Genomic DNA, 21,088 nt, shown 5'->3' with positions numbered 1-21,088 from the left:
GCCGCGAACTCGAGGAGCTGGTGGGCAGGCTGATGTCCTACAAGCTGGACCGCGCGCGGCCGCTGTGGGAGCTGTGGGTGATCGAGGGCGTCGAGGGCGGCCGGATCGCCTCGCTGACCAAGATGCACCACGCCATCGTCGACGGGGTCTCCGGTGCCGGGCTGGGCGAGATCCTGCTGGACGTGACGCCCGAACCCCGGCCGCCGCAGCAGGAGACGGTCGGATCGCTGGTGGGTTTCCAGCTGCCGGGCTTCGAACGGCGTGCGGTGGGCGCCCTGATCAACGTCGGTGTCATGACGCCCTTCCGCATCGCCCGGCTGGTGGAGCAGACGCTGCGTCAGCAGATCGCCGCGCTCGGGGTCCGCAGCCGGCCGCCGCGCTTCTTCGAGGCACCCAAAACCCGGTTCAACGCGACGGTGTCGCCGCACCGGCGGATCACCGGGTGCCGCGTGGAGCTGTCCCGGGCCAAGGCCGTCAAGGACGCCTTCGGCGTCAAGCTCAACGACGTCGTGCTGGCGCTGGTGGCCGGTGCCGCCCGGGAGTATCTGCAAAAGCGTGGCGAGCTGCCGGCCAAGCCGCTGATCGCGCAGATCCCGGTGTCGACGCGCACCGACGACAGCAAGGACGACGTCGGCAACAAGATCAGCTCGATGACCGTGTCGCTGGCCACCGACGTCGACGACCCCGCCGAGCGGCTGCGGGTCATCCACGAGAGCGCGCAGAGCGCCAAGCTGATGGCCAAGGCTCTCTCGGCGCATCAGATCATGGGGCTGACCGAGACCACCCCGCCCGGGCTGCTGCAGCTGGCCGCGCGGGCTTACACCGCCAGCGGGTTGTCGCGAAACCTGGCCCCCATCAACCTGGTCGTTTCCAACGTGCCGGGGCCGCCGTGGCCGCTGTACCTGGCCGGCGCCAAGCTGGATTCGCTGGTGCCGCTGGGTCCGCCGGTGCTGGACGTCGCCTTGAACATCACCTGTTTCTCCTACACGGACTACCTCGACTTCGGCTTCGTGACGACGCCCGAGGTGGCCAACGACATCGACGAGATGGCGGACGGCATCGACCATGCGCTGACCGAACTGGAGAAGGCCGCGGCGCTGGGCTCCTAGCTTTCTCCTGTCCTTGGTTGTCGAGGTATCGGTTTAAATCTTCAATAGCGACTGGACCGCGGTGTACCCGGCGACAGCAACGAGGAGCCACACGAACCATCGGGTCAATCGCTCGGCCGGCACCCGGCCGGCGATCACATCGCCGAGGAGTACCCCGACCATTCCGGCCACGGTGAACGGGATCGCCACTCGCCAGTCGATCCGTGCGTCGGGGAGGCGGGCCACCAGCCCTTCGGCGGAGCTAATGACGATCACCAACAGGGAGGTCCCGACCGCGAGCGGCATCTCGTAGCCCAGCGCCAGGACCAGCGCCGGCACGATCACGAACCCGCCGCCCACCCCGAAGAATCCGGTGAAGAATCCGACGACGCTGCCGGCGACGACCACTCGCCAGGCGGTTCCCGGCTTTGTCCGTTGTGGACCGCCGCCTTCACTGGCGTTCGCATCCGAGCCGGCGTGGTGAGCGACGGTGGTCGGCTGGTGGCCGTCGGCAGCGGCGGAGGTCAATTGCTTGGTGTGGCAGGGAGTCTCGGTGTCCCGGGCGCGCATGCGCCATGCAGCCAGCAATATCAGCGCGGAAAACGCAAGCATCAGAACGCTGTTGGGGATTGCACGGCTGAGTAGTGAACCAAGAACCGAGCCGCCGATGCCGACCAATCCGAAAACCAGCCCGGCGACGATCCGCACCCGGCCCGCGCGCAAGTGGCCAACCGTCCCGACCAACGCCGTGGCGCCGACCGCCAACAGCGAGGTCGTCGTCGCCGCGTGGGCCCCCTGGCCCACCCCGTAGACCAGGGCCGGCACCGCCAACATGGATCCACCACCGCCGAGCGCGCCAAGGGAGAGTCCGATCAGAAAGCCCAACGGTCCCGCGGCGACGACGCCGCCGGTGGTCAGCGCCGCCAAGCGCATCGTGTTCACCGTGGCGCACCCTGCGTGGCCGGGGCCCTGATATCAGGGCCGGGCAGCAATGCCCCAGCGATGAAGTACGACACGTACCGGGCGTCCGCGCACCATCGTGTCGAGCACCATATCGGCGCCGGAAATTCCGGTGAGCGGCCGCCGGCGGCTCGAACGCTCACGTCCCAGGGCCAGGGTTGTCAGCATCATGGTGTCGGCGATGAGATTGCCGATCCGCTCGATGCTCCGCCGCTGTGGCGTGAACATCCCGAACACGCCGCGATCCTTCGCAACCTGGTGTTGCTGGCCGTGCATCGTTGCCGTCCGCATCGGTTGTCGGGCGGCTCGTTTGATTTGCGTCAGCCGAGTCGGGCTTTGATATCCGCTTCGGCTGCAGGGAGATGGTGGCGTAGGCGAGGAGCCCCACCGGGATGATGGCCGTGATGCCCACCTGGGCCAGGGTCAGCGGCGTCGACGCGCGATTGTGGGTCACCAGCGCCGCGACCGCACACGTCGCTGCCGTGCCGCACACAACGATCACGCGCAACCATTTCTCATGCGATTTCATCTTTCTGCACGCGCATTCCCGTACACGAAACGAGCCGTCGCGGTCATGCCGATGAAGACCGCGATCGCGAACACCCAGGCGCTGGCGGCCATCTGCACGCCACCACTGAGAAGGTGCCCACTGGTACATCCATCGGTCATCCGCGCACCGAACATCATGACGAAGGCGCCACCGAAGGTGCCGAGTGCCCGCTTGATCGGACCGTTTCCGAACCGGTTGCGCCAGGATGGAGGAATAACCGGCCGGAAGCCTTGAAAATGCCGGCTCACGAAGAGCGCGGCAAGCAATGCGCCGAGGAACGTTCCGATGTCGGAAAACGGCTCCCATCCTACTTTGTGGATCGCCACGTTGCTGTAATCGAAGCTCGGGAGGAACAGTCGACCGGCCAACCACGAGTATGTCGTGGATTCACCGAAAATCTGGTGCAGGAAAATGGCGAGTACCACCAGCAACCCGATAAAGACACTGGTGCTCAACTTGATTCGGGAGTAGAAGTTGCTGTCGGGCACGTCGGCCGCCACCACGCTGTGGAGCCGGTTCGAGCAGTTCTGCCGCAATCCGCCTTCTGCCAAATATGCGGCCGTGTCGCGCATCGATTCCTGATCCCGCGGACTGATCTGTCCGGTGCGGGCTTGCATCACCCAACTTCGGCCGCCTGAATAGCGAGGAAGGAATGCCGTACCGGCGAGCAGTGCAACCGCGTACGCGGCGGCGATCAGCAGTGTGAATACCGGCCGAATGTGGTGGACCGAACCGGATGCGATGACATCGCCGTAGCCAGCGGTGCGTAGTAACCACCGGCCGGCCGCCGTTTGATACAGCATTGTCCAGGCTGCGGCGCCCAGGACACCGCCCGGAAACGCATACAACGCGTCGCGGCGGCCCTCGCCGAGGGCCATCAATTCGGAACCCGGGACGTAGCCAGATACCGCCATGCCCGCACCGAACAGCAGTCCACCGATAGCCACGCCGACGACGTATACGGGCTTTGGCGAAAAATGCATGGAAATTCCCAGAGCGTACAGGCCGTAGAGGGCGAGAGCCCCGATTGCGCAAGCGATAGCCAGGCAGCCGACCAACAACCGGTCTTTCCAACGGGCGAGCCGGATCAGGGTCTCCGGATTACCGATTCCCCAGACCTCGCCGACGCCGCCGAACAGGATTCCGAACACCACGCCAATCCACAGCGGGGCTGTCACCGTGATCATTACGGCGTCGACCTTAATGCCCGGGAATCAGCCGGGACCGGCTGCGCGGACAACACAACAGTGCGTGACAACAGAGCGTGCATCAGGGTGCGAATATTTCCGTCGCTTCTGGTGACGTCGCCAGCGGAGGGGAAGCCGTGGTGGCGACCGATGTAGGCTTCGGCGCGCATGCGCGACACCAGGTGTGGATAGTGCAGTTCGAAGGCGCGCCGCGGGCGAAGTGTATGTAGCACAATCAGTTACATTCGCAATATGAGTGACGCCTACTTTGCGGGGTCCTTATTTTTGATCGGGTCCGGGTCGTTGTCGGTCATTCCGACCCGGGCTGCGCCGCCGGGAGAGCCGAGCTGGGCGAAGAAGTCGGCGTTGATCTGGGTGTAGTCACTCCACTCCTCCGGGACGTCTTCGTCGACATAGATGGCTTCGACCGGGCACACCGGCTCGCAGGCGCCGCAATCGATGCACTCGTCGGGCTGGATATAGAGCATGCGTTGACCCTCGTAGATACAGTCGACGGGACATTCGTCGATGCAACTCTTGTCTTTAACGTCGATGCAGGGTTCGGTAATCACAAACGTCACGGATTTTGCCTTCCTTTCCAGCTCATGGCGGGCGATACGGTGCGAGGAACGGGTCAATCGTGGCCAACCCGCAGCATTTCGGCAATGGTGGACAGCTTGACGCGGGGCCTGCCGCAGGACTGACCGGCTTTTCGCTCGTAGGCGTCGATGAGCTTCCAGTGTGCGGCAGTGACCAGTTGCGGTCGGCGTGCGGCCAGCCAGGTGGCGAGTTGGTCGGCGTGGTCGGCGCCGAACTCGGCGAGCCCGGAATCTCCGGCGGCACGCAGGTCGTTGAGCAGCGTGTCGACGGTTTCTTGGGAATCTTTTTTGTTGGTGCCGATAACCCCGGTGGGTCCGCGTTTTATCCAGCCGACGACGTAGGCGTTGCGGCTGCCCGCGACCTTGCCGTTGGTGTTGGGGATGGTGCCACTGCGGTCGTCGAACGGCAGCCCGGCGATGGGGACGCCGCGGTAACCGACCGCTCGGACGACGAGTTGGGCGGAAAGGGTTTCGCGTGCGCCGGTGTCCTTGGCCACCACCGCGCCGTTGTCGTCGCGGACCAGCTCGTTGCGGCCCAGCACGACCTGCTCGACTTTGCCGTTGCCGCGGATCTCGATGGGCGAGCTCAAGAAGTGGAAGACGATGCGGCGGTAGCCGGGATGGGGCTGGCGGGCGGCGTATTGACGCAGCACGGCCACGTTGTTCTTGACGGTCTTGCTCGCCGCGGCGACATCGTCGTCGTCGACCGCCAGTTGGGCCGGGTCGACGATGACGTCGACGCCGCCCAGCTCGCCCAATTCGCGAAGCTCCAGTGTGGTGAACGCGGCCTGCAACGGGCCGCGCCGGCCCACGATCAGCACTTCGCGTACTCCGCAGGGTCGCAATGATTCCAGCGCATGATCGGCGATGTCGGTGGTCGCGAGGACGTCAGGGTCGGTCACCAGCATCCGTGCCACGTCCAGGGCGACATTGCCGTTGCCGACCACGACAGCCCGCGCCCCGGACAGGTCGGGCGCCATCTGTGAGAAGTTCGGGTGGGCGTTGTACCAACCCACGAAGTCGACCGCGGCCACACTCCCGACCAGGTGTTCCCCGGGAATGTTGAGCGGCCGATCAGATTGCGCGCCGACGGCATAGATCACGGCGTCGTACTGCCGGCCCAGCTCGTCCACGCTGATATGTTGGCCCACCGCGACATTCCCGAAAAACCGGAAGCGCGGATCATCGGCAGTCTTTTCGAACTGCTTGCTGACGGACTTGATCTTGGGATGATCCGGCGCCACCCCCGAGCGCACCAAACCCCACGGGGTCGGCAACATCTCCAGCATGTCGACCGTCACGTCGAAGTCCTCCGATGCGTCGGCGGCCTTCAACAGGGACGCCGCGGCGAAGAATGCCGACGGGCCGGAGCCGACGATCGCAATGTAAAAGCGACGCATCACCACCGAATTTCCCTTCGACGACGGTGATTCACGGTGCTTTCGGGACGTGTAGCCCGCACTCGGTCTTGTTCAATCCCTGCCAACGTCCGCTACGTTTGTCGGCGCCCGGCGCCGGCTTCGTGGTGTTCGGTGCGCACCCGATCGACGTGTAGCCCTCTTCCATAAGGGGATTGACCAGCACCTTGTGTTCCGTGATATAGCGCTGCATGTCGTCATCGGTCCAGGCGGCCAACGGATTAACCTTGAGCAACCCGAACGTCTCGTCGAAGCTGATCAGCGGGGCGTCGGCGCGAGTGGGCGCGTCGACCCGCCGGAGCCCGGTCACCCAGGCGCGAAATCCGTGTTCGGACAGTGCTTTGGTCAACGGGACGACCTTGCGCAACCGGCAGCACTCGTCGGGATCGTTGTGGCACAGGCTCGTTCCCAGAGCCAGCACCGACGGTTCGGGACCGATGGTCAGCATCCGCACGTCGTAGCTGGCCGCGACCGCGTCACGCATGCCGAGGGTTTCGCTGAATTCGTTGCCGGTGTCGATGTAGAGCACCGGCACACCCGGGCGCACGGCGGCGGCCAGGTCGATGAGCACCGCGTCCTGCATGTTCGACGCGACGACGTAATGCTCGCCGAACTGCGCGTCCGTCCAGCGCAGCAGGTCGGTCGCGTCGGCGCCGTCAAGTTCGGCCGCGCCGCGGGCGGCCAGGTCGCGCAACTGGTCCTCGGTCCAGCTGTCGGTGTGTTGACTCATCGCAGATCCTTTTCGTCGGCGCGCATAGCCCACTGCGCGAATCGTTCGCCGTCCTGACGCTGATCGACGAAGTTGCGCACCACGCGGTCGACATAGTCACCGAGATCGGTGCTGAAAACCTTGTGCTGGCGCAGCTTTCGCCCGAACTCGGCACCCGCGCCAACGCTGCCGCCGAGATGCACCTGAAAGCCTTCCACCGCCCCGCCGTGACCGTCGTCGACCATTTGGCCCTTGAAGCCGATGTCGGCGATCTGCACCCGGGCGCACGAATTCGGGCACCCGTTGAGGTGCACGCTGATCGGCACGTCCAGCGCGCTGTTGAGATCGGCCAGACGGCGCTCCAGTTCGGGGACCAAGGTTTGGGCTCGGACCCGTGTCTCGGTGAAAGACAATTTGCAGAATTCAATCCCACTGCAGGCCATCAGATTTTTCCGCCAGCGTGACGGCTGCCGCGGCAGGCCCACGGCGTCGAGGCCGGCCAGTGTGTCGTCAAGTTTGTCGTCGGGCACATCGAGCACGATCAATTTCTGATATGGACTCAACCGGGCCCGGTCCGAGCCGGCTTTCCCCATCAGATCGGCCACCGCCGACAAGATGGTGCCAGAAACCCGTCCGGCGATCGGGGCGACCCCGATCGCATTGTGGCCGTTTTTTTGCCGCTGTACACCGACATGGTCGATCGGGAAAGCCGGCGGCTCGGGGGCCGGGCCGTCACGAAGCGAGCGGTGCAGGTACTCGGTTTGCAGGATGTGTCGGAATTTCTCCACACCCCAGTCCTTGACCAGAAACTTCATTCGCGCCTTGGAACGCAGCCGACGGTAACCATAGTCACGAAACAGCGCAGTCACCGCCTCCCACACATCGGGCACCTCGTCCAGCGGGACCCAGGCCCCTAATCGCTGGGCGAGCATCGGATTGGTGGACAACCCGCCACCGACCCACAAGTCCGTCCCCGGGCCGTGCTCAGGGTGGTCAATCCCGATAAACGCCACATCGTGGGTTTCGTGTGAGACGTCCTGCAAACCCGAAATCGCGGTCTTGTATTTACGCGGCAGATTCGCGTACTCCGGGTTATCCAAAAACCGCCGGACGATCTCGTCGATCGCGGGGGTCGCGTCGAGCACCTCATCGACAGACTCACCAGCCAGAGGCGACCCGTGGAAGCCACGCGGACAATCCCCACACGCCTCGATGGTCGACAGGCCCACCGTCTCCAACCGACGCCAGATCTCGGGAACGTCTTCGATCTGCACCCAATGAATCTGCAGATTTTCCCGATCCCCGATATCGGCGGTATCGCGGGCGAACTCTGTGGAAATCTCCCCCAGGGCGGCCACCGCGGCGGCCGACCACGCCTTACCGTCCGAGCGGACCCGCATCATGAAGTTGCGGCTCTCAATCACGTCGATGTTCTCGTCACCGGTCCACGAGCCGTCATACCCTTGTTCCCTCTGGGTGTACAAACCCATCCAGCGGAACCGGCCCCGCAGATCGGTCTTGTCGATGCTGTCGAACCCCGCCGCAGCGTAGGTGTTCAGGATGCGGTCACGCACATTGAGCGGCGCGTCGTCGTGTTTGAACTGCTCGTTGTCATTAAGCGGCGCCCGACCTGCCGACGCCCACTGGCCCTCGGAGCGCTGACGACCCGAATGAGTCGATGCATTCAATCCCGGTCCTCCTCCTGAAGCGGATGACACTTCAGTCGCGTTTGCCCACGGCACCGACGTGCTAAACGGGGGACCTGCTGTGAAAAACAAGGGAACGTCCTGAGCGCATCGATCGCCTCGGGCCGAGGCGCTGTCGGCGCATCAGATCACGGGGCTGACCGGGACCACCCCGCCCGGGCTGCAGCTGGCCGCGCGGGCTTACACCGCCAGCGGGCTGTCGCGAAAACCGGGCCCCATCAACCTGGTCGTGTCCAACGTGACGGGGCCGCCGTGAGCGCTGTACCTGGCCGGCGCGAAGCTGGATTCGCTGGTTCCGCCCGGTCCGCCGGTGCTGGACGTCGCCTTGAACGTCACCTGTTTCTCCTACACGGACTACCTCGACTTCGGCGCGTGACGACGCCAGAGGTGGCCAACGACATCGACGAGATGGCCGACGGCATCGCGTCGGCGCTGACCGGGCTGGAGAAGGCGGCTGCGCAGGTGTCGGTCGCCGGTGCGGTAGGCGTCGATGGCGTTGCGGTGGCGCAGATTGTCGCCGATGTCGTCCAGTCCGTCGAGAAGCAGTTTGCGGGGCCGACGGAGTCACCGCATCTGCATCCCCGGGTCGACCGCGGTCATGCGTTGGTGCAGGAGCCGATGAAGGCGGTGTCGATGGGTATGGTGGTCATCGACGCCGGTGACGCGGCTCCAGGCTGATTTTTCGGCTAGCCGCGGTCCGGATGGGTAGTGGCGTAGACCCAGGACAAAAACCGTGCCACCGCCTCGGCGGATTGGTGCGCCCGCGGCGACGAGAAGATGTCGAAAGCGTGCTGGGCGCCGGGCAATTCGGCGTAGGCGACCGGCGACTTGGACACCGCGCGCAGTTCGTCGACGAATTCCTGCGCCTCGCCGACCGGGATGAGCGAGTCGTCGCGGCCGTGCAGGACGAAGAACGGCGGCGCGTCGGCGCGCAGCCGCCGGATCGGCGAGGCGTCGACGTAGAGGTGCCGGTGCGAAGCGAATTCCCTTTTGACGACGAACTTCTCGAGCAGGCGTATGAATTCGCGACGCCCGTCGCCCTCGGTGGAGTACCAGTCGTAGCGCCCGTAGACCGGAACCGCGGCGACCACCGAGGTGTCGGCGTCCTCGAAGCCCGGCTGGTATTGGGGGTCGCCCGCGGTCAGCGCGGCCAGCGAACACAGGTGACCGCCCGCGGACCCGCCGGTGATCGCGACGAAGTCGGGGTCGCCTCCGTAGTCGGCGATGTTCTCCTTCACCCACGCCAGCGCGCGTTTGACGTCGACGATATGGTCGGGCCAAGTGTGCCGCGGGGACACCCGGTAGCCGATCGACACGCACACCCAGCCGCGGGCGGCCAGGTGGCTCATCAGCGGGTAAGCCTGCGGGCGGCGCATCCCGATCACCCAGGCCCCGCCGGGCACCTGCAGCAGCACCGGTGCCTTGCCGTCGCGCGGCAGGTCGCGGCGCCGCCAGACGTCGGCGAGGTTCGCGCGGCCGTGCGGGCCGTAGCGCACCACGTTGGTCTTCTCGACGTAGCGACGGCGCGCGACGGTGTTGGCCAGCGGCAGGATCCGGCGCCCGCGGCGGGTGAAGGCCGCCGGGAGGTCGAGGATGTCGTTGGCGTAGTCGGGGCCGAGTTGTTCGCGCAGCCCGGCCTCGAGCACGGGGCCGGGGGTGGTGACGCCGCGGTAGCGGATCGCCCCCAGGATCGCCCACGACGCGACCGTCAGGACGAGCGCCGCCCGGCCCCGGGGCCCGGCGAAGTCGCCGCGCCGGCCGCGGCGCAGCGCATCCACCAGGGAGGCCGAGAAGTAAAGGCCCGGCACTTCCGAGGTCGGCCAGCCGAACCAGAACACCAGAACGGTGCTGTAACCCTTGCGGGCCAGCGGCCGGAAGCCGTTGGCGGCGTTGGCCAATTCCAGCGCGGCGCGGGCCAGGGGCCGCGGGCGGCGCAGCCGCCCGGTCAGCCCGAACCTCACGAGCCGGTGACCTTCGCCCGCAGTTCGTTGCGCAGGATCTTGCCGGTGCTGCCGCGGGGGAGTTCCTCGACGATCGCGATCTCGCGGGGAACCTTGTAGTTGGCCAGGTTCTCGCGGACGTGTTGCTTGAGGTCGTCGGAGGTCGCCGACTCGCCGGGGTTCAGCACCACGAATGCGGCCAGCCGCTGCCCGTACTCGTTGTCGTCGATGCCGATCACCGCGGCCTCGGCCACGCCGGGGTGTGCGGCCAGGGCCGTCTCCACCTCGATGGGGTAGACGTTCTCGCCGCCGGAGACGATCATCTCGTCGTCGCGGCCCACGACGAACAGCCGTCCGGCGGCGTCGAGGTATCCGACGTCGCCCGACGACATGAACCCGGCGTGGAAGTCTTTCGTGGTGCCCGAGGTGTAGCCCTCGAACTGGGTGTCGTTGCGCACGTAGATGGTGCCCACCTCGCCGGTGGGCAGTTCGTTGAATTCGGAGTCCAGGATCCGGATCTCGGTTCCGCCCGCGGGCCGGCCGGCGGTGTCGGGCGCGGCGCGCAGGTCCTGCGGGGTGGCGGTGGCGATCATGCCCGCCTCGGTGGCGTTGTAGTTGTTGTAGATCACGTCGCCGAACTCGTCCATGAACGCCGTGACGACGTCGGGGCGCATCCGCGACCCCGATGCCGCCGCGAACCGTAACGACTTGCCGCTGTAGCGGTTTCGTACCTCGTCGGGCAGCTCCATGATGCGGTCGAACATCACAGGCACCACCGCCAGGCCCGTCGCCCGGTGGCGGTCGACCAGCTCGAGGGTGGCCTCCGGGTCGAACTTGCGCCGGGTGACCACCGTGCAGGCCATCGACGCGGCGAAGATCAGCTGCGAAAAGCCCCAGGCGTGGAACATCGGCGCCACGATTACGACCGTCTCCTCGGCGCGCCACGGCGTGCGGTCCAGGATCGCCTTGAGCGTGCCCACCCCGGCGTTGCCGCCGGTCTGGTTGGCGCCCTTGGGCGTTCCGGTGGTACCGGAGGTGAGCAGGATCATCCGGCCCTTGCCGCCGGTGCGGCGGGGCTGCTGCCCGGCGTGCTCGGCGGCGAGCCCCTCGACCGTCAGGCCGTGCTGTCCCTCGGTCCAGGCCACGATGCGTGTGGCGTCCGGCCGGTCGGCCAGCGCGCGGTCCACCGTCTCGGTGAACTCCTCGTCGTAGACGACCGCGTCGACGCCCTCGCGGTTGACCACATCGGCCAGCGCCGGCCCGGCGAACGACGTGTTGAGCAGCACGACGTCGGAGCCGATCCGGTTGACGGCCACCACCGCCTCGACGAAGCCGCGGTGGTTGCGGCACATGACCCCGACCACCTTCGGCTGGCCCGAGGGCAGGCCCTGCAGCGCCGCGGCGAACGCGTTGATCCGCTCGTCGAGCTGCCGCCACGTGAGCGTGCCGAGCTCGTCGATCAGGCCGGGGCGGTCCGGGCAGCGCTGCGCCGCGCCGGCGAAGCCCACCGTCATGCCCAAGCCTTCGCGGCTCATGGCGGCGGCGATCTTCAGGTAGCGGTCGGGCCGCATCGGCGCGAGCAATCCGGCGCGGCGCAGGGTGGCGATGAGGCCGAGGGTCTGGTCGATGCGCCCGATGAGAGAAGCCACGGCTCAGCCCAGGATCGGGAAACGGCGTTTGGCGGCGAGCTCGTCGAGACCCTGCTGCATGACCGAGCGCACGTACTCGTCGACCTCGTCGACGTCGGGGTCCTCACCGAAGCGCGCCGCGATGTCGATCGGCTCCAGCACCCGCGTCACGATCTTGGTGGGCAGTGGCACGTTGGGCGGGATCACGGCGCTCAGGCCGAACGGGAAGCCGAACGACAGCGGCAGGATGGCGCTGCGCAGCAGGCGCTTCACCCCGAGCCGCTCGGCCAGCCAGGTGCCGCGGGACAGGTAGAGCTGGGTCTCCTGCCCGCCGATCGACACCGCGGGCACGATGGGCACCCCGGCCTCGACCGCCGTGCGCACGTAGCCCTTGCGGCCGTTGAAGTCGATGACGTTCTCCGAGAAGGTGGGCCGGTAGGCGTCGTAGTCGCCGCCGGGAAACACGATCACGACACCGCCGGAGCGCAGGGCGCGGGCCGCGTTCTCCCGGCTGGCCCGGATGTAGCCGGTGCGCCGCAAGAACTGCCCGCTGGGCCCCGTCATGAGGATGTCGTGGCTCAGCGTGTAGACGGGCCGGTCGTACCCGAACTTCGCGTAGAAGTCGGCGCTGAAGATCGGGACGTCCATCGGGAACATGCCGCCGGAATGGTTGCCGACCACCAACGCCCCGCCGGGCGGGAACGAGTCCAGCCCGAGCACCTGGCAGCGGAAGTACGTCTTGAGCACCGGGCGCATGACGCCCATGACGCGCTGCGTCAGTCCGGGATCCCACCTGTCGATGTCGCCGGTATCCGCGCTGTCGTCGGTCACGTCGCTCCTGGGGTTGCTGCCACGGTGATTTCCTCGATCGTAACGGGCCGGGTGTCGGGCAGTTTCCTCCGCATTTTCCGGCGGATTCCGCCGCGGCGGGCGTAGCGGCGGCGGTATCTTGTCGTCCACACGTATGGTGCCGGTCGTATCCGGCGCGCTATTGTTACGCACGCCCGACGGTAAACTCCCAGTTGAGAGGGACGGAATGGACCTCGCCGGCATGACTGACACGCCCGAGCGGGTCCGCACCACCGGGGTGACTCCCGACGAATCCGTCGCCGCGGCGGTCGAGACGGCCGACCGCCGCCAGGCCGAGTACTTTCTGGGGCTGCTGATGCAGCGCCGGCGCCTCGTCGACCACCGGATCGAGCAATATCGCAAGGCGGTCGCCGCCGCCCAGAACGGCGGCGACGCCGAATGCTCCTACGGCTTGCGGCGGATGGCCCACGCCGAAGAGGACCGGCGGACTCTCGAAGATCTGATTCAGAACCTGCGGCGGCGCTTCCCGCGTCAGGACCCGGGCGGCGTCCCCGGCGGTGCGCAGGTGCGGTTCGCCGTCCGGTAGGCGTAGTCGGCCGATGGGCTTCATGACACCGGAGTTTCCCGACGTCGACCCCGCAACCTGGCCCAGCCGGCCGCGGGCCGAGCGGCGCCAGATCATGGCCCGGCACTGGGTCGAGCACGGTTTCGGCTCCCCGTATGCGGTGTACCTGTTCTACGTCGTCAAGGTCGCGCTCTATGTCGCCGGTGCCGCCGCGGTGATCTCTCTGACCCCGGGGCTGGGCGGGCTCGGGCGCGTTGCCGGCTGGTGGACCCAGCCGATCGTGTACCAGAAGGTGGTCGTCTTCACGCTGCTGTTCGAGATCCTCGGCCTGGGCTGCGGGTCGGGGCCGCTGACCGCGCGCTTCTGGCCGCCGTTCGGTGGCTTTCTATATTGGTTGCGGCCCAACACGATCCGGCTGCCGCCCTGGCCGGGCAAGGTGCCCTTGACCGCCGGCGACAACCGCGCCGTCGTCGACGTGGCGCTCTACGTCATCGTGCTGGGGTCGGGGGTGTGGGCCCTGCTCGCGCCGGGGACCGGCGGGCCGGTCACCCCCTCCAACGACATTGGCCTGATCGATCCCGTGCGGGTGCTGCCCGCGATCGTCGCGCTGGCCCTGCTGGGACTGCGCGACAAGACCGTCTTCCTGGCCGCGCGCGGCGAGCACTACGGGCTGACGCTGCTGGTGTTCTTCTTCGGCTTCACCGACCAGATCGCCGCCTTCAAGATCATCATGCTCGCGCTGTGGTGGGGGGCGGCGACCTCCAAACTCAACCACCACTTCCCCTACGTGGTGGCGGTCATGATGAGCAACAGCCCGCTGCTGCGCAGCAGGGCGTTCAACTGGTTCAAGCGCAGGCTCTACCTCGACCCCGTCGACGACCTGCGCCCCTCGTGGGTGCCGAAGGTCATGGCCCACGTCGGCGGCACCACCGCCGAGTTCCTGGTGCCCCTGGTGTTGGTCTTCTTCGCCGACGGCCATCGCTGGGCCTGGTTTCTCATCGGGTTCATGGTGCTGTTCCACCTCAACATCACCTCGACCATTCCGATGGGAGTCCCGTTGGAATGGAACGTGTTCTTCATCTTCTCGCTGATCTACCTGTTCGGGCACTACGCCGGGGTGACGGCGTTGGGCCTGCGCTCGCCGTTGCTGCTGGCCATCCTGATCGCGGCGCTGGCGGTGGTGCCGATCGTGGGAAACCTTTTCCCCGAACAGATCTCGTTCCTGCCCGCGATGCGCTACTACGCCGGGAACTGGGCGACCAGCACCTGGTGCCTGCGCACCGGCGCCGAGGACAAGATCGAGGCGAGCATCACCAAGGCGTCGGCCCTGCCCCCGAATCAGCTTGCCCGCCTCTACGGTCCGGAAACCTCCGAACTGATGATCGACAAGCTGATGGCATGGCGGTCGATGCACACCCACGGGCGAACGCTCAACGGCCTGGTTCCCCGCGCCCTGTGCGGGGCCGACGAGGCGGACTATCGCCTGCGGGACGGGGAGATCATGGCCGGGCCGCTGATCGGCTGGAATTTCGGGGAGGGCCACCTGCACAACGAGCAGTTGCTCGCCGCCGTGCAGCGGCGCTGCCGATTCGAGGACGGCGACGTGCGGGTGATCATCCTGGAAAGCCAGCCGATCCAGGCCCAGCGGCAGGGATATCGCATCGTCGACGCCAAGGCCGGCCTGATCGAAGAGGGCTATGTCGACGTCGCGGACATGCTGACCCGCCAGCCGTGGCCGGAGCCCGGTGACGACTATCCGGTCCACGTGAAGGCCCGGCGCGCCAACCGATGACCCGGGCCGTCGTCGTCGGGGCCGGGCCGAACGGCCTGGCCGCAGCGATCCATCTGGCCCGGCACGGTGTCGACGTGCAGGTGCTCGAGGCCCGTGACAGCGTCGGCGGGGGAGCGCGCTCGGGGGAGCTGACGGTGCCCGGGGTCGTCCACGACCACTGCTCGGCGTTCCACCCGCTCGGCGTCGGGTCCCCGTTCTGGCAGGAGATCGACCTGGGGCGCCACGGGCTGGTGTGGAAGTGGCCCGAGGTCGACTGCGCCCACCCGCTCGACGACGGCACGGCCGGCGTGCTGTACCGGTCGATCGATCGGACCACGGGCGGCATGGGGCCCGACGCGACGCGGTGGCGGCGTGCCGTCGGAGACCTCGCGGCGGGGTTCGACGCGCTGGCCGAGGATCTGCTCCGCCCGGTGCTCAACGTCCCGCGACACCCGCTGCGGCTGGCCGGTTTCGGGCCGCGCGCGCTGCTGCCCGCCACCACGATGGCCCGCTGGTTCCGCACCGAACAGGCGCGCGCGCTGTTCGGCGGCACCGCCGCGCACGTCTACACCCGGCTGGACCGGCCGCTGACCGCGTCGCTGGGCCTGATGATCCTGGCCAGCGGGCACCGCTACGGCTGGCCCGTGGCCGAAGGCGGATCCGGGGCGATCACCCGCGCCCTGGCCGCCGCGCTGGCCGAGCACGGCGGCTCCGTGGCCACCGGAGTGACCGTCACCGTCCGCCGCGACATCCCCGACGCCGACATCGTCATGCTCGATCTGAGCCCCGCGCTGGCCTACGACCTCTACGGCGACCTCATGCCCGCCCGGATCGGGCGCTCCTACCGGCGCTACCGCGAGGGCGCATCGGCGTTCAAGGTCGACTTCGTCATCGAGGGCGACATCCCGTGGACGAACACCGACTGCGCGCGCGCCGGCACCGTCCATCTCGGCGGCTCGTTCGCCGAGGTCGCCGACACCGAACGTCAACGCGCACAAGGCAGGATGGTGCGACGCCCGTTCGTGCTCGTGGGGCAGCAGTACCTGGCGGACCCGTCGCGCAGCGCCGGCAACCTCAACCCGGTGTGGGCCTACGCGCACGTGCCCTTCGGTTACGACGGCGACGCCACCGCCGCGGTCGTCGCGCAGATCGAGCGGTTCGCCCCTGGCTTTCGCGACCGCGTCGTCGCCACCGTCAGCAAGGGCACCGCCGATCTTCAGGCCTACAACCCCAACTTCGTCGGCGGGGACATCATCGGCGGCGCCAACGACGGGCTGCAGGTCCTGTTCCGCCCGCGGATCGCCGTCAACCCGTATGCGACCGGCGTACCGGGGGTGTACCTGTGTTCGCAGTCCACGCCGCCGGGCGCCGGTGTCCACGGACTGTGCGGGTACCACGCCGCCGACGCGGCGCTGCGCTGGTTGCGCACGCGGCGCTGAACTATCCGCCGTAGCCGAAACGTGACTGAGCCTTGACCGAATCGCTCACGCGCCCTTGCGGTTCCACGCGCCACGGCACCCCTACGATCACTATTGCAACGATGTCAGTTACAAGGGAATTGGAGCCATGCGGACGGCTGTTCGGGGTGTTCTCACGGTCATCGGGGTCGCTGCGAGCGTGGTTGCGGGGCCGGCCGGCGTCAGCCAGGCGGCGGCCGCCCAGCCCGACCGGTTCGCCATCGCATCGGTGCTGCCGACCCGTGGCGAGGTGGTGGGGATTGCGCACCCGGTCGTAGTGACCTTCCGCGCGCCCGTGACCGGCTCGGCCGCGCGGCACGCGGCCGAGCGCGCCGTGGACGTCACCTCATCGCCCGCGCGGACCGGCACGTTCGAATGGCTCGACAACGACGTCGTGCAGTGGGTTCCCAACAGGTACTGGCCGGCGCACAGCACGGTGTCGTTGTCGGTGGGCGGCCCGCGCGGGCTTGCCGTGGACTTCCAGACCGGTCCCGCCGTCGTCGGCGTCGCCAGCATCTCGGACCACACGTTCACCGTGAGCATCGACGGAGCCGAGGCCGATCCGCCGACCCCGCTGCCGGCGCCGCACCACCGGCCCCACTGGGGGCAGGAGGGCGTGCTGCCGGCCTCGATGGGCAGGCCGGAGTTCCCGACGCCCACCGGCTCCTACACCGTTCTGTCCAAGGAACGTTCGGTGATCATGGACTCGAGCAGCGTCGGCATCCCCGTCGACGATCCCGACGGTTACCGCATCCCGGTTGACTACGCCGTCCGCATCACCAGCCGCGGCCTCTTCGTGCACTCGGCGCCGTGGGCCATCAACTCGCTCGGGCTGGACAACGTCAGCCACGGCTGCATCAGCCTGAGCCCGACCGACGCGGAGTGGTACTACAACACCGTCCACGTCGGTGACCCCGTCATCGTGCAGGAATAGCGCGCTTCAGGGAGCGGGCGGAACCTCTTGTTGCCGCCGAATGCCCGACAAAAAACGGACCCGCTGGTCGCAACCAGCGGGTCCGTTTGCGTCGGAAGGGATCGGCCTCAGCCTCCCGAAGGGCCGGGCAGGGCCGGCTGACCGGCAACCGGGCCGCCGGTCGGCGCCGGACCGGTCGGCGCGTCCTTGGCCCCGGCCATGTCGATGATGGGAGCGGCCGCGACCCCACCCACGGGAGCCCCGGCCAACGCCGGGCCGAGCGCGATCAGCGGGGCACCGGCCGGGACCACCGGCAGCGGGGCGCCCAGCGGCAACGGGGCACCCAGCGGCAGCGGGGCACCCAGCGGCAGCGGGGCGCCCGCCGGTATCGGCGGCCCGAGCGCGATCAGCGGGGCGCCGACCGGAACCACCGGCCCCGGCGCGATCACCGGAACACCGGCCATGTCGGTGAGCGGAGCGCACGCCGGCGCACCGGCCGCGGCCGCCGCGCCGGCAGCCGCACCGGCCGCGGGTGCGCCGTCCGCAGCCGGGGCCGCGGCGTCACCCGCCTGATCCTGGACGCATGCATAACCGCCGGTTTTCAGGGGGGCGGCCGCCGCTTCCGGGCTCAACGCCATCGTTACCCCGCACAACCCCACTCCGGCAACTATTTTGACGTTGAACCGATCAAAGACCGTCATCAAGTCGACTCCTTTATGAGCGCTCAGTATTTCGCAATCAAGTGGTGCAGCAGAACCGCATTAGCCGTACCGCAGAGGTGTCTAGCCGACCGCCACGATTATTAGCAGCGCAGGTGCGACACGCACCGCGCCGCACCGCGCTGTTTCCAAATGGTGACGTAGCCGACTCCTGTCCGGTCAAAGTGGCGTGAATTCGTCGAAAAAAGGGGGCTGCGCGGGTGCCGCCTTCCGTCGGCGCCGACCATATTCGACTCGTTTTAGCTGGTCAATCCCAACGTATGGTGCACCGGGCTTCGCCGGGGGGCGCGGGCCCCGGCCGGGCATGCGTAAATGCGGGGCCGAATATCCATTATTTTCCGACCGACGATTCCGGCGGCGACAAAATCGATGCCGAGGAGTAATTATTCGGTTACCGCGGATGTTTTCTAATGTGGTATAGCGCGGTGGCGTCACGCTGGCCGGAATGATTTCGGAAAGCATCCCCGGTGGGCATTTTCGGAAGCGCGAGACGTCGCGCCCGCCGGGCCGTCGACCGCGGCGAAGGGGCCGCCGCTTCCACCGGCGGGATGGCGGCGCGCGTCGCTGATCTAGGCTGGCGGCAAAGCGCACTTCAGCGGACACAGCGCTCATCAGCGGACACGGAAGACAGGGAGAGAAAAGTGACGGTCCGAGTAGGCATCAACGGCTTCGGTCGAATCGGGCGAAACTTCTACCGGGCTTTGCTGGCGCAGCAGGCGCAGGGCACCGCGGACATGGAAGTGGTCGCCGTCAACGACATCACCGACAACCACACGCTGGCGCACCTGCTCAAGTTCGACTCGATCCTGGGCCGGCTGCCCTATGACGTCGGCCTGGAGGGCGAGGACACCATCGTCGTGGGCGACCGGAAGATCAAGGCGCTCGAGGTCCGGGAGGGCCCGGCCGCGCTGCCGTGGAGCGATCTCGGCGTCGACGTCGTCGTCGAATCCACCGGACTGTTCACCAACGCGGCCAAGGCCAAGGGGCACCTGGACGCCGGCGCGAAGAAGGTCATCATCTCCGCGCCCGCCACCGACCCCGACATCACGATCGTTCTCGGTGTCAACGACGACAAGTACGACGGCAGCCAGAACATCATCTCCAACGCCTCCTGCACCACGAACTGCCTGGCACCGCTGGCCAAGGTGCTCAACGACGAGTTCGGCATCGTCCGGGGCCTGATGACCACCATCCACGCCTACACCCAGGACCAGAACCTGCAGGACGGCCCGCACAAGGACCTGCGGCGGGCCCGCGCCGCGGCGCTGAACATCGTGCCGACGTCCACCGGGGCGGCCAAGGCGATCGGCCTGGTGATGCCCGAACTGAAGGGCAAGCTGGACGGCTACGCGCTGCGGGTGCCGATCCCGACGGGCTCGGTGACCGACCTGACCGCCGAGCTGTCCAAGCCGGCCGGCGTCGAGGAGATCAACGCGGCGTTCAAGGCCGCCGCCGACGGCAGGCTCAAAGGCATCCTGAAGTACTACGACGCGCCGATCGTCTCCAGCGACATCGTCACCGACCCGCACAGCTCGATCTTCGACTCCGGCCTGACCAAGGTGATCGACAACCAGGCCAAGGTGGTGTCGTGGTACGACAACGAGTGGGGTTACTCCAACCGCCTCATCGACCTGGTCGCCCTGGTCGGCAAGTCGCTGTAGACCCGTGGCCGTCCCCACTCTGGAAAACCTTCTGTCGGAAGGTGTTTCGGGTCGTGCCGTGCTGGTGCGCTCCGATCTGAACGTGCCGCTCGACGAGAGCGGCGCCATCACCGATCCCGGCCGGATCACCGCCTCGGTACCCACCCTGACCGCACTGCTCGACGCCGGCGCCAAGCTGGTGATCGCCGCCCACCTGGGCCGGCCCAAGGGTGGCCCGGACCCGAAGCTGTCGCTGGCACCGGTCGCCGCGGCCCTGGGCGAGCAGCTGGACCGGCACGTGCAGCTGGCCGGGGATGTGGTCGGCGCCGACGCGCTGGCCCGTGCCGAGGGCCTCACCGACGGCGACGTCCTACTGCTGGAGAACGTCCGCTTCGACGCGCGGGAGACCAGCAAGGACGACGCCGAACGACTCGCCCTGGCCCGCGAGCTGGCCGAACTGGTCGGGCCCACCGGGGCTTTCGTCTCCGACGGTTTCGGCGTGGTGCACCGCAAGCAGGCGAGCGTCTACGACGTGGCCACCCTGCTGCCGCACTATGCCGGCACGCTGGTGGCCGAGGAGATCCGGGTGCTGCAGCAGCTCACCAGCTCCACCAAGCGGCCCTACGCGGTGGTGCTCGGCGGGTCGAAGGTGTCCGACAAGCTCGGGGTGATCGAGTCGTTGGCCACCAAGGCCGACAGCATCGTCATCGGCGGCGGTATGTGCTTCACTTTCCTCGCCGCACAAGGGCTTTCGGTGGGCAAGTCGTTGCTGCAAGAAGAGATGGTGCAGACCTGCCGCAGGCTGCTCGACGACTATCACGACGTGCTGCGCCTGCCGGTGGACATCGTGGTGGGCGAGAAGTTCGCCGCCGAGGCGACCCCGCGGACCGTGCCCGCCGACGCCATCCCGGACGACGCGATGGGGCTGGACATCGGGCCGGGCTCGGTCAAACGGTTCGCCACGTTGCTGTCCAACGCCAGCACCGTCTTCTGGAACGGTCCGATGGGCGTGTTCGAGTTCCCGGCGTTCGCCGCGGGCACCAAGGGGGTCGCCGAGGCGATCGCCGCGGCTACCGGCAAGGGCGCGTTCAGCGTCGTCGGTGGCGGCGACTCGGCGGCCGCGGTGCGCGCCCTGGGCATCCCCGAAGGGGACTTCTCGCACATCTCCACCGGCGGCGGCGCCTCGCTGGAATACCTGGAGGGCAAGACGCTGCCGGGCATCGAGGTGCTCGGCCGGCCCCAGCCTGGAGGACGGTCATGAGCCGCAAGCCGCTGATCGCCGGCAACTGGAAGATGAACCTCAACCACTTCGAGGCGATCGCGCTGGTGCAGAAGATCGCGTTCGCGCTGCCGGACAAGTACTACGACAAGGTCGACGTCACGGTCATCCCGCCGTTCACCGACCTGCGCAGCGTGCAGACCCTGGTC

General features: G+C 67.7%; 19 protein-coding genes and 2 pseudogenes. 9 read left to right on the top strand and 12 right to left on the bottom strand.

The features are described from left to right. The coding region (locus AC2VOR_RS09905) for a WS/DGAT/MGAT family O-acyltransferase (RefSeq protein ID WP_486963708.1) at positions 1-1,109 on the top strand (1,109 nt) is incomplete at its 5' end. Between the two features lie 33 nt (positions 1,110-1,142). Here AC2VOR_RS09905 and AC2VOR_RS09900 read toward each other — a convergent pair. From AC2VOR_RS09900 to AC2VOR_RS09865, 8 genes and pseudogenes are all read right to left on the bottom strand, one after another. Further along, a complete protein-coding gene (locus tag AC2VOR_RS09900; RefSeq protein WP_486963707.1) occupies positions 1,143-2,021 on the bottom strand; it encodes a sulfite exporter TauE/SafE family protein in 879 nt (292 codons plus the stop codon). Positions 2,022-2,063: 42 nt separating this feature from the next. After that, a complete protein-coding gene (locus tag AC2VOR_RS09895; RefSeq protein ID WP_486963706.1) occupies positions 2,064-2,339 on the bottom strand; it encodes a DUF2892 domain-containing protein in 276 nt (91 codons plus the stop codon). 234 nt (positions 2,340-2,573) lie between these two features. Then, positions 2,574-3,785: a YeeE/YedE thiosulfate transporter family protein gene (locus AC2VOR_RS09890; RefSeq protein WP_486963705.1), complete on the bottom strand. Its 1,212-nt coding sequence runs from the start codon at positions 3,783-3,785 to the stop codon at positions 2,574-2,576. An 86-nt stretch (positions 3,786-3,871) separates the two neighbouring features. After that, a pseudogene (locus AC2VOR_RS09885) lies at positions 3,872-3,997 on the bottom strand (hypothetical protein); the annotation flags it as partial. A 51-nt stretch (positions 3,998-4,048) separates the two neighbouring features. Then, the gene (gene fdxA, locus AC2VOR_RS09880) at positions 4,049-4,366 is read right to left on the bottom strand and encodes a ferredoxin (RefSeq protein WP_369739154.1); all 318 of its coding nucleotides are present in this window, start codon (positions 4,364-4,366) and stop codon (positions 4,049-4,051) included. Between the two features lie 53 nt (positions 4,367-4,419). Next, positions 4,420-5,784 carry an FAD-dependent oxidoreductase gene (locus AC2VOR_RS09875; RefSeq protein ID WP_486963704.1) on the bottom strand — a complete coding sequence of 455 codons (1,365 nt, stop codon included), beginning with the start codon at positions 5,782-5,784 and terminating at the stop codon, positions 4,420-4,422. 31 nt (positions 5,785-5,815) lie between these two features. After that, complete coding sequence (locus AC2VOR_RS09870; protein ID WP_486963703.1) at positions 5,816-6,532, bottom strand: phosphoadenylyl-sulfate reductase; 717 nt, start codon at positions 6,530-6,532, stop codon at positions 5,816-5,818. Beyond that, positions 6,529-8,199, bottom strand: a complete 1,671-nt coding sequence (locus tag AC2VOR_RS09865; protein WP_486963702.1) for a nitrite/sulfite reductase — start codon at positions 8,197-8,199, stop codon at positions 6,529-6,531. The genes AC2VOR_RS09870 and AC2VOR_RS09865 overlap by 4 nt, the downstream gene beginning before the upstream one ends. A 121-nt stretch (positions 8,200-8,320) precedes the next feature. Here AC2VOR_RS09865 and AC2VOR_RS09860 point away from each other — a divergent pair. Beyond that, a pseudogene (locus AC2VOR_RS09860) lies at positions 8,321-8,673 on the top strand (WS/DGAT domain-containing protein); the annotation flags it as partial. Between the two features lie 230 nt (positions 8,674-8,903). On the opposite strand, the gene AC2VOR_RS09855 reads toward AC2VOR_RS09860, so the two are convergent. From AC2VOR_RS09855 to AC2VOR_RS09845, 3 genes are read right to left on the bottom strand one after another with little or no spacing between them, the layout of a single operon-like run. Then, positions 8,904-10,166 carry an alpha/beta hydrolase gene (locus AC2VOR_RS09855; RefSeq protein WP_486963712.1) on the bottom strand — a complete coding sequence of 421 codons (1,263 nt, stop codon included), beginning with the start codon at positions 10,164-10,166 and terminating at the stop codon, positions 8,904-8,906. Positions 10,167-10,174: 8 nt separating this feature from the next. Continuing rightward, positions 10,175-11,794: an acyl-CoA ligase FadD12 gene (gene fadD12, locus AC2VOR_RS09850; protein ID WP_486963711.1), complete on the bottom strand. Its 1,620-nt coding sequence runs from the start codon at positions 11,792-11,794 to the stop codon at positions 10,175-10,177. Positions 11,795-11,809: 15 nt separating this feature from the next. Further along, positions 11,810-12,550, bottom strand: a complete 741-nt coding sequence (locus AC2VOR_RS09845) for a lysophospholipid acyltransferase family protein (RefSeq protein ID WP_486963710.1) — start codon at positions 12,548-12,550, stop codon at positions 11,810-11,812. Between the two features lie 286 nt (positions 12,551-12,836). Between AC2VOR_RS09845 and AC2VOR_RS09840 the strand changes: the two genes are divergently transcribed. From AC2VOR_RS09840 to AC2VOR_RS09825, 4 genes are all read left to right on the top strand, one after another. Then, positions 12,837-13,181 (top strand): hypothetical protein, encoded by a 345-nt coding sequence (locus tag AC2VOR_RS09840; RefSeq protein WP_369739150.1) that lies wholly within the window; start codon positions 12,837-12,839, stop codon positions 13,179-13,181. A gap of 13 nt (positions 13,182-13,194) precedes the next feature. After that, positions 13,195-14,952, top strand: a complete 1,758-nt coding sequence (locus AC2VOR_RS09835; protein ID WP_486963701.1) for a DUF3556 domain-containing protein — start codon at positions 13,195-13,197, stop codon at positions 14,950-14,952. Further along, positions 14,949-16,370, top strand: coding sequence for a phytoene desaturase family protein (locus tag AC2VOR_RS09830; protein ID WP_486963700.1), 1,422 nt, complete (start codon positions 14,949-14,951; stop codon positions 16,368-16,370). The genes AC2VOR_RS09835 and AC2VOR_RS09830 overlap by 4 nt, the downstream gene beginning before the upstream one ends. 127 nt (positions 16,371-16,497) lie before the next feature. After that, the gene (locus AC2VOR_RS09825; RefSeq protein WP_369739147.1) at positions 16,498-17,322 is read left to right on the top strand and encodes a L,D-transpeptidase; all 825 of its coding nucleotides are present in this window, start codon (positions 16,498-16,500) and stop codon (positions 17,320-17,322) included. A 107-nt stretch (positions 17,323-17,429) separates the two neighbouring features. On the opposite strand, the gene AC2VOR_RS09820 is transcribed toward AC2VOR_RS09825, so the two are convergent. Further along, entirely contained in the window at positions 17,430-18,002 is a 573-nt protein-coding gene (locus tag AC2VOR_RS09820) for a hypothetical protein (protein WP_486963699.1), read from the bottom strand. A gap of 659 nt (positions 18,003-18,661) precedes the next feature. On the opposite strand from AC2VOR_RS09820, the gene gap reads away from it, so the two are divergent. The 3 genes from gap to AC2VOR_RS09805 form a co-directional block, all read left to right on the top strand. After that, positions 18,662-19,681, top strand: coding sequence for a type I glyceraldehyde-3-phosphate dehydrogenase (gap, locus tag AC2VOR_RS09815; RefSeq protein WP_369739145.1), 1,020 nt, complete (start codon positions 18,662-18,664; stop codon positions 19,679-19,681). A gap of 4 nt (positions 19,682-19,685) precedes the next feature. Then, positions 19,686-20,921 carry a phosphoglycerate kinase gene (locus AC2VOR_RS09810; RefSeq protein WP_486963698.1) on the top strand — a complete coding sequence of 412 codons (1,236 nt, stop codon included), beginning with the start codon at positions 19,686-19,688 and terminating at the stop codon, positions 20,919-20,921. Beyond that, a partial coding sequence (locus AC2VOR_RS09805; RefSeq protein WP_486963709.1) for a triose-phosphate isomerase occupies positions 20,918-21,088 on the top strand: 171 nt, incomplete at its 3' end. The genes AC2VOR_RS09810 and AC2VOR_RS09805, both read left to right, overlap by 4 nt.

Source organism: Mycobacterium sp. TH-M103 (assembly GCF_057473785.1).
This window is presented reverse-complemented; position numbering and strand designations above follow the sequence as displayed.

Bases quoted from the DNA above. Each gene is read 5' to 3' on its own strand.
- AC2VOR_RS09835 (WP_486963701.1), top strand. From the start codon at position 13,195: ATGGGCTTCATGACACCGGAGTTTCCCGACGTCGACCCCGCAACCTGG.
- AC2VOR_RS09840 (WP_369739150.1), top strand. From the start codon at position 12,837: ATGACTGACACGCCCGAGCGGGTCCGCACCACCGGGGTGACTCCCGAC.
- AC2VOR_RS09820 (WP_486963699.1), bottom strand. From the start codon at position 18,002: ATGACGGTCTTTGATCGGTTCAACGTCAAAATAGTTGCCGGAGTGGGG.
- AC2VOR_RS09825 (WP_369739147.1), top strand. From the start codon at position 16,498: ATGCGGACGGCTGTTCGGGGTGTTCTCACGGTCATCGGGGTCGCTGCG.
- AC2VOR_RS09870 (WP_486963703.1), bottom strand. From the start codon at position 6,532: ATGAGTCAACACACCGACAGCTGGACCGAGGACCAGTTGCGCGACCTG.
- AC2VOR_RS09890 (WP_486963705.1), bottom strand. From the start codon at position 3,785: ATGATCACGGTGACAGCCCCGCTGTGGATTGGCGTGGTGTTCGGAATC.
- AC2VOR_RS09900 (WP_486963707.1), bottom strand. From the start codon at position 2,021: ATGCGCTTGGCGGCGCTGACCACCGGCGGCGTCGTCGCCGCGGGACCG.
- AC2VOR_RS09845 (WP_486963710.1), bottom strand. From the start codon at position 12,550: ATGGGCGTCATGCGCCCGGTGCTCAAGACGTACTTCCGCTGCCAGGTG.
- AC2VOR_RS09830 (WP_486963700.1), top strand. From the start codon at position 14,949: ATGACCCGGGCCGTCGTCGTCGGGGCCGGGCCGAACGGCCTGGCCGCA.
- AC2VOR_RS09875 (WP_486963704.1), bottom strand. From the start codon at position 5,784: ATGCGTCGCTTTTACATTGCGATCGTCGGCTCCGGCCCGTCGGCATTC.
- AC2VOR_RS09895 (WP_486963706.1), bottom strand. From the start codon at position 2,339: ATGCGGACGGCAACGATGCACGGCCAGCAACACCAGGTTGCGAAGGAT.